The organism is Pseudoalteromonas sp. NJ631 (genome assembly GCF_000276645.1).
Classification (GTDB): Bacteria; Pseudomonadota; Gammaproteobacteria; order Enterobacterales; family Alteromonadaceae; genus Pseudoalteromonas; species Pseudoalteromonas piscicida.
The window spans coordinates 399,733-413,076 of the sequence record NZ_AKXJ01000001.1 but is presented as its reverse complement, the minus strand read 5'-3'; the positions used below and the strand labels follow the sequence as shown (position 1 = coordinate 413,076).

General features: G+C 41.2%; 15 protein-coding genes. 9 read left to right on the top strand and 6 right to left on the bottom strand.

What is annotated here, in order from left to right; all coding sequences use genetic code 11:
* Positions 1 to 2: 2 nt before the first annotated feature.
* The 4 genes from A587_RS0102010 (at position 3) to A587_RS0101995 (ending at position 4,204) form a co-directional block, all read left to right on the top strand.
* The gene (locus A587_RS0102010; RefSeq protein ID WP_017216226.1) at positions 3 to 218 is read left to right on the top strand and encodes a histidine kinase; all 216 of its coding nucleotides are present in this window, start codon (positions 3 to 5) and stop codon (positions 216 to 218) included.
* Positions 215 to 1,699 (top strand): sensor histidine kinase, encoded by a 1,485-nt coding sequence (locus tag A587_RS0102005; protein ID WP_017216225.1) that lies wholly within the window; start codon positions 215 to 217, stop codon positions 1,697 to 1,699. Before A587_RS0102010 ends, A587_RS0102005 begins: the two co-directional genes overlap by 4 nt.
* Positions 1,689 to 2,138, top strand: a complete 450-nt coding sequence (locus A587_RS0102000; RefSeq protein ID WP_010378908.1) for a response regulator — start codon at positions 1,689 to 1,691, stop codon at positions 2,136 to 2,138. The genes A587_RS0102005 and A587_RS0102000 overlap by 11 nt, the downstream gene beginning before the upstream one ends.
* 113 nt (positions 2,139 to 2,251) lie before the next feature.
* Positions 2,252 to 4,204, top strand: a complete 1,953-nt coding sequence (locus tag A587_RS0101995; protein ID WP_017216224.1) for a response regulator — start codon at positions 2,252 to 2,254, stop codon at positions 4,202 to 4,204.
* 27 nt (positions 4,205 to 4,231) lie between these two features.
* Here the strand turns inward: A587_RS0101995 and A587_RS0101990 are convergent, their stop codons facing one another.
* The 5 genes from A587_RS0101990 to A587_RS0101970 form a co-directional block, all read right to left on the bottom strand.
* The gene (locus A587_RS0101990) at positions 4,232 to 4,486 is read right to left on the bottom strand and encodes a hypothetical protein (RefSeq protein ID WP_010378914.1); all 255 of its coding nucleotides are present in this window, start codon (positions 4,484 to 4,486) and stop codon (positions 4,232 to 4,234) included.
* Positions 4,470 to 4,907: a phage holin family protein gene (locus tag A587_RS0101985; protein ID WP_017216223.1), complete on the bottom strand. Its 438-nt coding sequence runs from the start codon at positions 4,905 to 4,907 to the stop codon at positions 4,470 to 4,472. Before A587_RS0101985 ends, A587_RS0101990 begins: the two co-directional genes overlap by 17 nt.
* A gap of 2 nt (positions 4,908 to 4,909) precedes the next feature.
* A complete protein-coding gene (locus A587_RS0101980; RefSeq protein WP_010378919.1) occupies positions 4,910 to 5,239 on the bottom strand; it encodes a hypothetical protein in 330 nt (109 codons plus the stop codon).
* A 417-nt stretch (positions 5,240 to 5,656) separates the two neighbouring features.
* Positions 5,657 to 6,232, bottom strand: coding sequence for an outer membrane beta-barrel protein (locus A587_RS0101975; protein WP_017216222.1), 576 nt, complete (start codon positions 6,230 to 6,232; stop codon positions 5,657 to 5,659).
* Between the two features lie 61 nt (positions 6,233 to 6,293).
* Entirely contained in the window at positions 6,294 to 6,857 is a 564-nt protein-coding gene (locus A587_RS0101970; RefSeq protein WP_010378923.1) for a BON domain-containing protein, read from the bottom strand.
* A gap of 235 nt (positions 6,858 to 7,092) precedes the next feature.
* On the opposite strand from A587_RS0101970, the gene A587_RS0101965 reads away from it, so the two are divergent.
* The 5 genes from A587_RS0101965 (at position 7,093) to A587_RS0101945 (ending at position 10,841) form a co-directional block, all read left to right on the top strand.
* Positions 7,093 to 7,977 (top strand): mechanosensitive ion channel family protein, encoded by an 885-nt coding sequence (locus A587_RS0101965; RefSeq protein WP_017216221.1) that lies wholly within the window; start codon positions 7,093 to 7,095, stop codon positions 7,975 to 7,977.
* Between the two features lie 165 nt (positions 7,978 to 8,142).
* The gene (locus A587_RS0101960) at positions 8,143 to 8,589 is read left to right on the top strand and encodes a PA2169 family four-helix-bundle protein (RefSeq protein ID WP_017216220.1); all 447 of its coding nucleotides are present in this window, start codon (positions 8,143 to 8,145) and stop codon (positions 8,587 to 8,589) included.
* 10 nt (positions 8,590 to 8,599) lie between these two features.
* Entirely contained in the window at positions 8,600 to 8,767 is a 168-nt protein-coding gene (locus tag A587_RS24605; RefSeq protein ID WP_010378934.1) for a DUF1328 domain-containing protein, read from the top strand.
* 40 nt (positions 8,768 to 8,807) lie between these two features.
* A complete protein-coding gene (locus A587_RS0101950; protein ID WP_010378936.1) occupies positions 8,808 to 8,999 on the top strand; it encodes a hypothetical protein in 192 nt (63 codons plus the stop codon).
* Between the two features lie 216 nt (positions 9,000 to 9,215).
* Positions 9,216 to 10,841, top strand: a complete 1,626-nt coding sequence (locus A587_RS0101945) for a methyl-accepting chemotaxis protein (RefSeq protein WP_082086223.1) — start codon at positions 9,216 to 9,218, stop codon at positions 10,839 to 10,841.
* Positions 10,842 to 11,038: 197 nt separating this feature from the next.
* Here A587_RS0101945 and A587_RS0101940 read toward each other — a convergent pair whose 3' ends face one another.
* Positions 11,039 to 13,195: a TonB-dependent siderophore receptor gene (locus A587_RS0101940; protein WP_017216218.1), complete on the bottom strand. Its 2,157-nt coding sequence runs from the start codon at positions 13,193 to 13,195 to the stop codon at positions 11,039 to 11,041.
* Positions 13,196 to 13,344 lie beyond the last annotated feature (149 nt).

The window sequence follows — 13,344 nt, the reverse complement described above, 5'->3', positions numbered from 1 at the left end:
CAATGACACAACATGATCAAGGTACGCTCGCGAAGTTAGTGCATGACGCACGCAAGCCTTTGAATCAAATATCAATGAATTCAGAGTTGATCAAACTTATTGCTGAACAACCTGATTCTCAACAACAGATAATCGAGATAGCAAATACGATTATTAAATCAACCAAAGAGTGTAGCGAGCTGTTACAGACGCTTGTGGAGCAAGGAAATGATGAGTGAACAATGAGTCCAAGTTTAGTTATTTTATGAACTTAAGTAATAAACTTAACTTTATCTGGTTTGCGGTTGTTGTGAGTGTTGGCCTCGTTGCGTCCAATGCCCTAATCGGTTTTAACAACGTTAAAGAATTAAACCAAGTTCAAGAGAGTATCCGAAACACCAGCGAAGTAATGATGTCTCTGGATCAGCTGCATATTGCGATGTTAAATGCGGAGGCGGGACAACGAGCATTTTTAATCTCAAATAAAGAAAGCGATTTAGCACCTTTTAAAAAAGCATTGCAAAATCTTGATGAGAGCATAGCTAAAGTTGGTCGCAATCACTCTGAAAGTGAAGTACAGCAGCAAAAAATTAATCGTTATGTTGAAGGTGTAAAAGCACGATTTAAAACTTTACAAAGCACGGTAATCGTTGCGCGTAACACCGACACAGGTAATGAAAACTTATTACTGGACCGAGCTGCGGACTCTGGTGGCGATCTACGAGAAGAGTTTACTCAAATCATGGCCGCAGAAGTGGATATTCGAACCATTCAGCTTAATCAGTTAAAACGCGTCCGCAAAGAAGCGCAAATTAATATAGTGGTGTTTACTTTGCTGAGCGCTGTGATGATTTTTGCCATTTTGCTACTTTTAGTTGTCAATCTTCGTAGTGCAAAGAAAGCAAAGAGCGAGTTAGAAAGAGCAAACGATCATTTAGAAGAAAAGGTGCAAGCGCGTACCGAAGCACTAGAACATTACGCTGAAGAGCTAAACCGTAGTAACCGAGAGCTCGAAGACTTTGCATTTGTTGCCTCTCACGACCTGCAAGAACCACTAAGAAAGATCCGCGCTTTTGGCGATCGCATCGAAAAGAATTATGGCGAGCACCTTGATGATAAGGGCAGAGATTATCTGGCTCGAATGACGAGCGCCGCACAGCGGATGTCGACACTTATCACTGACTTGCTTGAGTTATCCCGAGTTACCACCAGAGCAAAGCCTTTTGAAGAACAGGATCTTAATCAAGTTTTACAGTTTGTGTTGGACGATTTAGAAATTGCAGTTAATGACAGCAGTGCGAGCGTAAACTCGGACGTATTACCGACAATCAAATGTGATGCTAGTCAAATACATCAGCTGTTTTTAAATCTACTTTCCAATGCTATTAAATTCAGAGTAGAAGGGCGCGATCCGATTATTACAATCGCGGTTGAAAACACTCAATTGATGAGTCAAGATGCTTATACTTTTGTGGTAGAAGATAATGGCGTTGGCTTTGACGCTGAATATGCTGAGAAAATATTCTCGCCTTTTCAACGACTACATGACAGAAAAAAATATGCTGGTACTGGCATCGGTTTAACCGTGTGTAGACGCATTGTTGAGCGACACGGCGGAACGATTTCAGCGACCAGTGAAGATGGTAAAGGTGCTAAATTCACGATCACACTACTCGCTGAACCAACACCAATTATTCAGGAACTGAAGAATGAACTATAAAAAAACTCAGCCGATCCATATTTTGATGGCGGATGACGACGAAGATGATCGCTTGTTGGCTCAAGATGCTTTAGAAGAGAGCAGAGTACTCAATGCGTTTCAGTTTGTTAAGGACGGGGTTGAGCTTTTGGAATATTTGAGAAATGAGGGGGAGTTTACTGATAAACAACGATACCCAAGACCGAACCTCATTTTACTTGACCTGAATATGCCAAGAATGGATGGTAGAGAAGCGTTACAAGAAATCAAAAAAGACCCAATACTACGCTCTATACCCGTGGTTATCTTAACGACTTCCAAAGAGGAAGAAGACAAACTGAGAGGGTATGACTCAGGCGCTGCATCTTACATTACCAAGCCCGTGGATTTTGATGGTTTAGTTGATTTGATGAAACATTTAGGCAAGTACTGGATTGAAATAGTAGAGCTGCCAAATTAATCCCATCGCGCTTGTGCAAACAAGCGCTACCTCACCGCAAGTCGTCCTATACTTGTTTCAATATAACGTGACGACCCAAACGAATTAATATCACTTCATTTGTGGAGGCTAGTATGACAAAGGAGTCGGTCAGTGAAGTCAATGTGCTGCTCATTGAAGATGACGAAGACGACTATATTTTAACCTTAGATTATTTACAGTCTATTCCTAACTTTAAATTTAATCTCGTTTGGCAAAGCCAATACCATCAAGCGCTAGAAGCACTGGAGAGTAATGGCTTCGATCTCTGCTTATTGGATTATCAATTAGGCCCACAAACCGGTTTGAGCGTGTTAAAAGAAGCCAGAGCAAGACAGGTTCATACGCCGATAATTATGCTGACGGGGCAATCAGATGAAGTGTTAGATAACGAAGCCCTAAAAGCGGGTGCTGAAGACTTCGTGCTTAAGTCCGAAATAAGCAGCGCTCGATTTATTCGTTCCATTCGCTATGCTTTGGCACGCAAAGAACTTGAACGTGAACGGCTGGAGCGATTGCGAGTGGAGTCCGACAGTCGAGCAAAAGACCGCTTTTTGGCACATTTAAGCCATGAGTTGAGAACACCGTTAACGTCTATTTTAGGTTACACCAATCTCCTCTTATCTCGGGAAGAGTTGCAGAATGTTAAGCCTGAGCTTTCCATAATCAATAACAATAGCGAGCACTTACTTAGCTTGCTCAATGATGTGCTCGACCTATCCAAACTAAATGAAAACCGGTTACAGCTAAATAAGCAAAGCACGTGTTTGAATAGCTTTCTAAGTGACTTATATAGTCTGTTTAAAATGGCCGCAGCCAAGAAAGGCTTGAGTTTTAGCATTGAAGCTAAAACACCACTTCCTCAAGATGTAAAGATTGATAAAACACGGCTAAAACAGGTACTTATCAACATTATTTATAATGCGATTAAGTTCACAAGCTCCGGTTTCGTGAAGGTTGAGATCACGTTACAAGCTGAAGCAAAACTTGAGTTCAAGGTGATTGATACAGGTATTGGTATTCCTTGCGAGAAGCTTAAACGTATATTTAAACCTTTTGAACAAGTACAAAACGTCACAACGCGCACGGATGAAGGTGCTGGTCTTGGTTTAGCTATTAGCTCTGCACTCATTAAATTGATGGGAGGCGAGCTTGCGGTTGAGTCGACCTTGGGAGAGGGGAGTGAGTTTGGTTTTAGTATTGATCTTGATGCTATCGATGAAATGACTCTGGCGCCATTGATGCTAGATAAAACCCAAAATGCGACCGATAACTCGCTCCCATCTGATTTGCAAGGGCATATCCTTATCGTTGAAGACATTAGTGAGATCCAGATGTTGTTGCGCACCCTGATAGGCCAAACTGGTGCAACCGCTGAAATTGCGGGCGATGGCATTGAAGCGCTTGCGATGCTTAAGGATAATCCTGATAAGTATGACTTAGTCTTTATGGACTTGCACATGCCAAGAATGGATGGCCGAGACACTATTGTTGCACTCAGAGAGCGTGGTATTGACTTACCTGTTGTCGCACTAACGGCGGCCGCTCAAAAAGGCACAAAAGAAGAGTTAGTGGCGCTTGGCTTTAGCGATATGATGAGTAAGCCTGTTAATGTCTCTGAGTTAGGCGAATATTTAGCACACTACTTGAGTGATGAATTGGCAACATCTAGCGATGATGTGGAGCAAACTACCGGTACTTTGCAGTTTTTAGTGGTAGAAGACGACGCAGATACACGCAACTTGCTTAAGCTGTTACTTAATTCACTGCAAGTGAATGTGGTTACGGCTGAGTGCGCGCAAACTTGTTGGCAGCATTTTGTTGGTTCTGAGCGCTTTGACACGATTTTACTGGATATAGGCCTGCCCGATAAGTCCGGGCTTACGCTTGCGCGAGAGATTAAAGCACAAGATCCTAATCAGCATATCGTGATTGCTAGTGGTTTTGATCCAGAGCCGGAAAAGTTGGCTGAGTCACAAGTGGATGAAGTGTTATTAAAGCCAATTACACTTGTGGATTTGAAAGAAATTAAAGAAAAGCTGGTTTAGATAAGAACCAAAGAATAGCGCAAGGAATTAAATGATACCTTGCGCTATTCTTTGTAGTAGTACGATTTTTCTTAGTGCACCAAACTTGCCATATTTAGCGCTGAGTGCGCCAAACATAAACATGAAGCCTAACCCTTGAGGTGAGCTAATCGCGCCGGTAAATACTTTTTTGGCTTTCACTTGGGTAAGGTGATTAAAATGTCTAGCGGTAATGAGCTTTTTCTTCTCTATCACCACTTCTTGGTGCAACTTATCAGTGATGAATTCAGCGAGCTTCGTCATTACTTGCCTCCTGCTTCGCAACTGGAGTATAAAACCCAGACGTCAGGTCGTTTATGCTGTTATTAAAGAGTTTTAGCCCTGTGATGATCAAGTAATAAATCATTGCGATATTGATAGTAAGTACAATACCCGCCGAAATAAACCAGCTTAGGCCTGCATAGGTTAAGGCGTAAGCAAATAGTACGTGCAAGCTGCCCCATACCATCGCCGTTAAAATTAAAGAAAACAGAATTAACCCGAGCGCGATACATAAAGTTTTTAAATTAGCTCTGAACTTGGCACCTAATAGGTTAATTTGTGCTTCCGCGATTTGCTGATAACTGTCGAATAATAGAGACACAGAATCTTTAAGCTCAGCGAGCGCTGGCGTGCGCTCGTGAGCTGCTGCTTGACGGTCTCTTACTTGAGCTTGGTCTTGCATGATTACTTATTCCTTAACAGCATAGTTGCCAACATACCGAGTGAAAATGCGATACCAGCCGTTTTTACTGGGTTTTCCGTTGCATACTTTTTCACACCAGATGTATTCCACGCACGTTCCCACTCTTTACGCTTGGCACCAATGGCCTCGCCTGAGTTATGGCCTTTTTCGCGCAGCGAGGTTTCTGTGCGAGACGCTGAAGCGTGCAGTGAATCTACTGACGCATGTAATGTATCTGCAATTTGATCCGTAACTGGGTGACTAGAATCATGGCCATTTGACTGTGGTTTTGCTGTATTACTTGTCTGTGTTTGGTTTGCTTGATTACTCATAAACTACTCCTTATTCGTTTAGTTCACTGTATTTGTTGCAAACCCTTTGCCAACTTAAAACTTTATAAATATCAGATTGTTATCTATTTTTTATATTTTGTGTCGGTAGATGCGATACGAAGGGTGTAAATGTTACATAGCAGAACCTACAGGGTGTAGAGCTTGAAAATGCGACAGATTTCATTTCTAGCTGTGACTGGTAAATATTACATCTAGAGATTGTTTATCTTTAAACTCTATTTTCTACAAATAAAGGAATAGCAAGAAAGCACTCACATCATTCAATATGGGAGCTGTACATTGAAAACAAAAAAGGCGCTACCAAGAGGTAGCGCCAAAACCAGACTCTTGTGGAAGAGCCAGGACTGAGTCAAAGGGGAAATAATTGGGAGGCTATAAATTAGCCATCAGTACTGCTTAAAATTGATACTCAATAGAGACTGCTGCTACGTCCATATCTGGATCAATATCGTCTTCAAGTTCGTAGCGCGTATATTCTAAACGCATGTTAATGTTTTCGTTTAGGTGGAACTCTACACCGGCACCATAAAGCCAGTCGCCACCTTCAAGGTTAGATGAAACACGACCCACAGCTGGAATATCAGCATAGATATCTGCATCCCATTCAAGCCAACCACCTTTTGCGTAAACTGAAAAGTATTCGTTTAATGGGGCTGAGAGACGTGTAGATAAAGAAATACCGTCGATTTCAGCAGAGTTGTCAATGTCACTTGCTTCGTCGAAGTTTTCATAGGCAAGTTCAAAGCTCCAATATGGATTGATTTTTGTACCCACATACGCTTTTAACATAGACGAGTCATCATCGAACGAGGTGTCGTTCTCACGATCTTCCCACTGAAAAGAGTATTGGCCATAACCGATACCTGTATAAATTTTATAATCTTCTAGTCCAAAATCAGACTCCGCGTGAGCAGCGGTAGATGCAAGACCTAGAGAAGCTAGTAGCGCAGCGGCAATAGTTAATTGTTTCATCTTTACTCCTTAAATCAATATAAATATGGGAGGGGGGAGTACCCCCTCAAATCAAAATTGCTTATGATTTTTTAGTAACGCGAAGGTTATCTTTTACATCTTTAACGTCATTGGCGTTTTTTGCGATTTGCACAGCAAGTTTACGCTCTGCTTCGCTGCCAACATGACCGTTTAGTGTTACGACTAAACCTTCCACATCAACATCGATGTCAGTACCATCTACATCTGTGTCAAACAGGTAGCGAGACTTAATTACTGTTGCGATTTTTGCGTCAGTAAAGCCGCTATCGCTTTCGTAGTTACGCTCTTTTTTGCGTTCATCGGACATATCCACGATAGTCAGGTCGTTTTTCACTTCTTTTACGCCGTCGATACCTAGTACCAGTTCTTCAGCTAGCTTTTTGTCTACTGAGTGTTCAACTTTACCAGTTAGCACTACAACGCCATTTTTTACATCTGTGTTAATGTCAAAGTTGTTCAGCTCACCGTTGAAAAGTAGCGTCGCTTCTGCTTTACCGTCTATCCAAGCATCGCTTGCTTCTTTTTCCCAAGAATTATCAGCAGCGAACGCTGAAGCAGTAGTAAGTGAAGATACAAGTACAGTTGCAATTAATGTCTTTTTCATAATTAAACTCCTTTAATTTCGTAGTCGAATTACCTATTGCAGCTGTTGTGCCATGTTGTAAATTATTGAATTTTATGTGTTTTTATTTTGTTGGTAAGTTTTAAGGAAGAATTTACCGAGAAAATGTGTACATTACTTTGTAATAATTACCTTTTTCATGAACGGCTAATTAATATCAGTAGGAATGATTACTGCATTCTATCTTTGTCGCGTACTTATATAGGAATGAGTAATTATGAATTTAGAAAAATTTTGGACGTTAATTAATGATAAGTTAATCTCTTGGCTTGAATCCGGTGTGCAGTTACTACCGAATATGATCCTAGCCTTAATGATACTAATATTCTTTACAGTGCTGGCTAAAATATCAACAATCTGGTTTTCTAAAGCGATTAAAAAAGCAATAAAGACAGAACAAGTTGCTTCTCTTATTAGTTCCATATTTAAAGTCTCTATTATTACCATTGGGATTTTCTTCGCTTTAGATATAGTAAAACTATCAGGTGCCGTAATGTCACTGTTGGCTGGGGCGGGGATCATTGGCCTTGCTATTGGCTTTGCATTCCAAGATATGACCGAGAACCTCATCGCTGGATTTGTGATGGGAGTCAGAAAGCCCTTTATGGTCGGTGACATTATCAGAACCAAGGATTGCTTTGGCACGGTAAGTAAAATCAATTTGAGAAATACCTTAGTAGAAAACTTTTACGGCCAGCTGTCTTATATTCCCAACAAAATTCTCTTTAAGAATGAGTTACAAAACTACACTAAGCTTGGTAAGCGGAGAATAGAAGTACCAGTTGGTATCTCCTATGCGGATGACCCAGAACAAGCCCGAGAGGTGATTGTTGAGGCAATTAACAAGCTTGATTTCGTAGTAAACCAAAAAGAAACGGATGTCTATGCTGAGTCTTTTGGTGATAGTTCTATCAATCTACTCGTGTGGTTTTGGATAGACTACCCAGCTGATCCCGGCTTTATGGTGGTCAGGCACCAAGCAATTTGTACAATTAACCGTGTTTTAGCCGATAACGATATCTTAATTCCTTTCCCTATTAGGACGATGGACTTCAATGCCAAAGGCAGCACGACCTTAAGTGCGCAATTATCACAGGAATAATTTACATCTAGTTTGTAATATTTTCACCTGTATTTACACAGGTGGAATAAAAACTCTTTAAAAATAAAGGTTTATATTTTGGCATTTAATCTGCATTAGTAAAATGGACAGAAAATAATATTTGCAAAATGCACTTATTAAATATTTAAGCGAAAGGAGTTATTTATGGCAGATTCAAATTACGACATGGAGCCGGTAAAAGAGCTCATTAAAGTATTAAATGGTGGTGTTGATTTTTACACCGAAGCTAAAAAGAAGCTAGATAATATCGAATTAAACCGCGTATTTGACCAAATGATTGTAGATAAAGCGCAAGCAATCTCGGATCTACAACCATTTGTTCTTATTGACGAGGGTGAAATCGAGACTGATTCAGCGCTTAGCATCGACATTCGTGAATCGTACACCAAGTTGGTTGGTATGGTGAGCACCGACAAAGAGCACACCTATATTTCTCAGCTAGAAGAAGTGGAAGATAAAGTGTTGGGCAAGCTTGATAAAGCGCTAAGTAAAGATCTTCCACCTAAATGCAAGAGTGTATTACTGCAAATTCAAACCAGAATGCAAGCTTGTCACGATCAAATGAAGCAGTTGCAAGAGCTAACTGCCTAAGGAGAATGTTATGTTGAGTTGGGCTGTAATGTTTTTATTCCTAGCACTTGTCGCAGCCGTGTTAGGTTTCACCGGAATCGCGGGCGCTGCGGCAGGTATGGCGAAAATTCTATTCTTTGTGTTTATCGCCTTTATGATTATTTCGTTTATTTTTGGTAAAGCACGCGCTCCCAGGTAAAAGGGATTTAACGTTCTAAAACGGTTTTAGGAGATAGATTATGAAATCAGCAATTACATTAGCTAAAGCATTTGGTTTTGTTTCAATTTTAGCACTTTTTGGTTGTAGTGAAGGTCCAGCGGAAGATGCGGGTGAGCGTTTCGATGAAACGGTGCAGGAAGTGGAAAACAGTGTAGAAGATGCCTGTGAAGATGTAAAAGAGAACCTGAACGCAGAAAACGAAGAGTGTTAAGCAAAAACAATTTCGACGTGGAATGTAAGAGGAGAAGCCGATAAAGCTTCTCCTCTTTTTTGTAATAAGTTTAAAAATCAATACCCTAAAAAGGGGGGACACAGTAAATAAATATGATGCACATCAAAATCGCGCTGCTTAATCTGCAATTAATATTGTAATCTACGAACTTTGAGTAATACTTTATTTCTATGTTTACTCAATAAAAATCAGATTATGCTAAATAGGGTTTCAGTTAAAAGCAGATTGTTGTCGCTTTCAGGCATACCTGCTGTGTTTTTTATTCTTGCAACCATCTTCACAATCGGAACATTATCAAACCTTATCAATTACATTGACCGTATTTATGACGACAGAGTTGTACCGCTTAGACAAATAAAAGTGGTGTCAGATAACTACGCGGTGGTTATTGTGGATACGTTTCACAAGTTACGAGGCCATCAACTATCCAATGGTGCTGCGTTAAAGCAAATCGAAGAAGCTAAGAATATCGCTGAAAAAGAGTGGAATAGCTATTTGTCCACGGACCTTACGAGCGAAGAGCGAAGCCTAGTAAAGCAAGTTGAAAAAGCAGAATTAAGTGTCAAACAACTGCTGTCTAATTATATTAACCGAGTTAACGCAAATACCTTTGAAGAAATTCCTTACGATAAATTTGTACATGACCTCTATGCGGCCTTCGATCCGCTTAGCGAAAGCTACAGTGCCCTAATTGAATTGCAGCTTACTGAAGCGAGTGCGCTTCGGAACGTCGGTCGCTCAGAAGCCAGTGCGACAAAAGCGGCGATGATTATCTCTTCCGTTGTTATTGTGGTAGTAATGGTGCTAATTGGCATGTTGATATTTAGGTCAATTAATGAACCACTTAGCCGCTTACGTATGCGTATTGGTAATATTGCAAGAGATGCAGATTTAACACAACGAGTGGTAGTTGAGGGGCAAGATGAGTTAAGCCAGATAGGGAATGACTTCAATACCATGGTGTCTAGCTTACATGAGCTAGTTACCAATCTAGTTACAATCGTGAATAGCCTTTCTACGACCTCGAACGAGTTGAATGGTATCAGTCAGTCGATTGCGGGCACTTCGCAAGAGCAAGAGCAGCAAACAGTGATGATTGCAACCGCAGCAACAGAAATGAGTAGTGCGATACAAGAAGTGGCACATAATGCGATGAATACCGCGAACAAAGCTGAGATGTCCGGCAAGCTTGCGAAACAAGGGATGGATGTTATTTCGCAAAATATTCAGGCCATTGAGCGCCTTGCTAGTGAAGTAGGAGATAATGCGCAGTTAATTAAAGCGTTGAACGATCAGTCTAATGAAATCAACCAGGTTGTTTTAATGATCCAAGGTGTGGCTGAACAAACAAATCTTCTGGCATTAAACGCTGCAATAGAAGCTGCGAGAGCAGGGGAGTCTGGTCGAGGTTTTGCGGTTGTTGCCGACGAAGTCAGGCAATTGGCGCATAATACGCAAAAAGCCACAGAATCGATCCGAGATATGATCAGCAAGTTACAGGGCATGGCACAAAACGCAGTATCATCAATGGAGAACGCGCAATCAAGCGCAGCTGCGGGGGTAGATAGGGCTAATGAATCAGCTCAAATAATGACCGATATTGATAAGGCAGTGGATGAAATCGTTGGTATGAATATTCAGGTTTCAACGGCGACAGAAGAACAAACAACGGTGGTTGCGGAAATCAGCGAAAATATTAATGATTTCAGTAGCAGCATTTCTGAAATTACCCGAAATGCGCAAAGTAATGCCGATGTAAGTAACGACTTAGAAGCGTTGGCCGAGCAGCTAAACAGCCAAGTGCTGGTGTTTAAAGTTTAATGATATCCATTTGGTAATTAACTTGAGATGTTCTGCTCTAAAGCTAGAAAACACGGTTAAGCTGCTTGATATGGGATAGGAAAGAGCGGGTTTCTAGTCAGAAGCCCGCACTATATTTTAGGCATTTTCCTGTGGCGGCTAAGTTTTAAAGGAATTGTTAACCCTATCACACCATAGCATTAGCTTAGTGCTTTATGTTAAAACCGATATTCCATACTTAAATTGTATGCTCTAGGCTCGCTGTACTTTTTCGGCACGAAACCGTAAGTATCGTAAAAGCTTTCATCTGTGAGATTACTGATATTCAGTTTAACGCTCAGCTGGCTAGAGAATTGATATTTGACGTGCGCATTTAGTAAAAGCTGACTATCTTGCTCTGCGCGTACTGCGCCCCGACGACCACCCGCTGGAAGTCCAAGGTCAACACCCGGAACGTTTAGAATATCGACTTTTCTGTCCGTATCCCAAGTTGCATTTAGGCCTAAACGCCAAGCCCCATAAGTATACTTGGTGCTCGCATTGAGCGTTTGTCTTGGTGCATACAAGTTAATATCTTCGCCATGCTCATCGACAACATCAAAATCACTGTAACCAAGGTTTACTTGCCAATCATCTGTCAGCTTTGCTTCTAATTCAACTTCAAATCCATCAGCTTCAGCACCATCAACGGGTCGATACCTAGCAGGTCTTTCGTCTGCATATTCGGGGATAACAACACCGAAGTCTTCTTTTAAACTATCAAAGTAAGCGACGTTTAGACGTAGTTTGTCATCCCAAAGTGTGGTTTTGATGCCGACTTCTAAGTTCCGGGCGGTGATTGGGGCTAATTGATTTAAATTGACATCCACTTTATCCAGTTGCGGCTCATAAGCATCGGTGTAACTTGCATACGTACTGATCTGGTCATTGAGATTGTATACCAGTCCCAAGTATAAGCTCTCACCGGTTTCTTCACCTTTATCGCTTGAGAACCCGCTCCAAGCAAAGTCACGTTCATTGGTACGTTCATAATCAAAAAATTTGACACCAAGAATGGCGTGAAGGTCATCCGTTAACGTTAACTTACTGCTAAGGGCAATGCTCTGTTCTTTCGTCGTTTTGTCCCAATAGCCAATGAATTGCTTATCTGTCGCGGTTAAATGAGCGGCCGGGTGAAGGTTATTAATCGATTGGAGTGGATAAAATATTGTTCTCGCGTTTTCATCCAGTTCTTCGAAGCGATCGTCAGTGGACTCAAAATCTGCATTTAAGTAGGTGATATTCACCTGATGTGCGCGGTCAAATAACTCAAACCGGCCAACCAACCCCAAAATGAAATTGGTTCCATCAACCGTTTCAATCCAGCGTCTGTCACCGGCTTGAAGGCCAAGGCCCGTTTCTTTGTCTGGATTTCCACTAAAGTAGGTTAAGGTAATGTCAGCTTCCGTTTTACTGTATTGTGCGCCAAAGTTGAGTTCCCAATCTAAATTGATTTGATGAGATAATTTTAAATGGTAGCTTTGATGGGTATTGCCGTTGTAACTATCTGGTGAAGATAAATTAGTTTTCTTGTCTATTTCGACGGAACTACCATCAGAGTAAAAAATTGGTAATCCCCAAGGTGATAGTTTCAGTTTATTGTCTTGGTAATGAACACTAAATGAGGCTTCGGTATCTTCGGAGAAATAATGATGCAACTGGGTGTATGCAACGATCTTATTACTATTCTCTTTGTCGACAAAGCTATCTTTTTCCTCATAGGCAAGAATAACTCGTCCGGCCAATGCTTCATCTTTCGTTAGGGAGCCGGTTGCATCTATGTGTGTACGCACTTTATTCCAAGAGCCAATCTCGGCACCAACTTCAACAAATCCACCTCGGTCTGGTTGTTTTGTGATGACATTTAATGTTGCCGATGGTTGTCCTGCACCTGCCATTAACCCCGCAGCGCCCCGAAGAACCTCTACTCGGTCATAGACAATAGTGTCTAAGCGGCTCTCTTGTGGTCCAGCAATTGAGGTCGGTAAGCCATCTTTAACCAATGCATTGACGAGATACCCACGAGAAGTAAACTCAGTATTATCACCCGCGCCAAATTTGTATCTTGAGACACCTGTTGCCTGTACCATGATGTCCTCAAGGTCATTCAGTTCGAAGTCTTTTATGTAATCGTGGCTTAACACGGTAACAGACTGAGGGGTTTCTTTAATGGTAAGGTCAAGTCCAGTGGGACCTGAGTTACGCTTGATTGGCTGGCCTACAACACTGATCCGTTCAATATTGTCGCGCTCGGCTTTTGCTGCCGCATTTGGAGAAAAATAAAGGAGTGATAACATCAGAGCTAGTGCTGTAGATTGATGCGCTTTGGTTTGCATGGGTGTTTCCTTTCCTAAATTGTTTTTTCGTCACAAGAGATAAAGATGAAAGTTCCTATGATATGTAGGAGCTATTTTTCTGAGATTGAACCAAGATTTTGAATAGTTCTAACTGAAAACAGAAATTATTTTCAATTCTAAATGATAAT

What these genes read in the sequence shown, in the direction of transcription:
- A587_RS0101945 (WP_082086223.1), top strand. Translation starts at nt 9,216, where the DNA reads ATGCTAAATAGGGTTTCAGTTAAAAGCAGATTGTTGTCGCTTTCAGGC.
- A587_RS0101980 (WP_010378919.1), bottom strand. Translation starts at nt 5,239, where the DNA reads ATGAGTAATCAAGCAAACCAAACACAGACAAGTAATACAGCAAAACCA.
- A587_RS0101985 (WP_017216223.1), bottom strand. Translation starts at nt 4,907, where the DNA reads ATGCAAGACCAAGCTCAAGTAAGAGACCGTCAAGCAGCAGCTCACGAG.
- A587_RS0101950 (WP_010378936.1), top strand. Translation starts at nt 8,808, where the DNA reads ATGAAATCAGCAATTACATTAGCTAAAGCATTTGGTTTTGTTTCAATT.
- A587_RS0101975 (WP_017216222.1), bottom strand. Translation starts at nt 6,232, where the DNA reads ATGAAACAATTAACTATTGCCGCTGCGCTACTAGCTTCTCTAGGTCTT.
- A587_RS0102000 (WP_010378908.1), top strand. Translation starts at nt 1,689, where the DNA reads ATGAACTATAAAAAAACTCAGCCGATCCATATTTTGATGGCGGATGAC.
- A587_RS24605 (WP_010378934.1), top strand. Translation starts at nt 8,600, where the DNA reads ATGTTGAGTTGGGCTGTAATGTTTTTATTCCTAGCACTTGTCGCAGCC.
- A587_RS0101990 (WP_010378914.1), bottom strand. Translation starts at nt 4,486, where the DNA reads ATGACGAAGCTCGCTGAATTCATCACTGATAAGTTGCACCAAGAAGTG.
- A587_RS0101970 (WP_010378923.1), bottom strand. Translation starts at nt 6,857, where the DNA reads ATGAAAAAGACATTAATTGCAACTGTACTTGTATCTTCACTTACTACT.
- A587_RS0101960 (WP_017216220.1), top strand. Translation starts at nt 8,143, where the DNA reads ATGGCAGATTCAAATTACGACATGGAGCCGGTAAAAGAGCTCATTAAA.
- A587_RS0102010 (WP_017216226.1), top strand. Translation starts at nt 3, where the DNA reads ATGACACAACATGATCAAGGTACGCTCGCGAAGTTAGTGCATGACGCA.
- A587_RS0101965 (WP_017216221.1), top strand. Translation starts at nt 7,093, where the DNA reads ATGAATTTAGAAAAATTTTGGACGTTAATTAATGATAAGTTAATCTCT.
- A587_RS0101940 (WP_017216218.1), bottom strand. Translation starts at nt 13,195, where the DNA reads ATGCAAACCAAAGCGCATCAATCTACAGCACTAGCTCTGATGTTATCA.
- A587_RS0101995 (WP_017216224.1), top strand. Translation starts at nt 2,252, where the DNA reads ATGACAAAGGAGTCGGTCAGTGAAGTCAATGTGCTGCTCATTGAAGAT.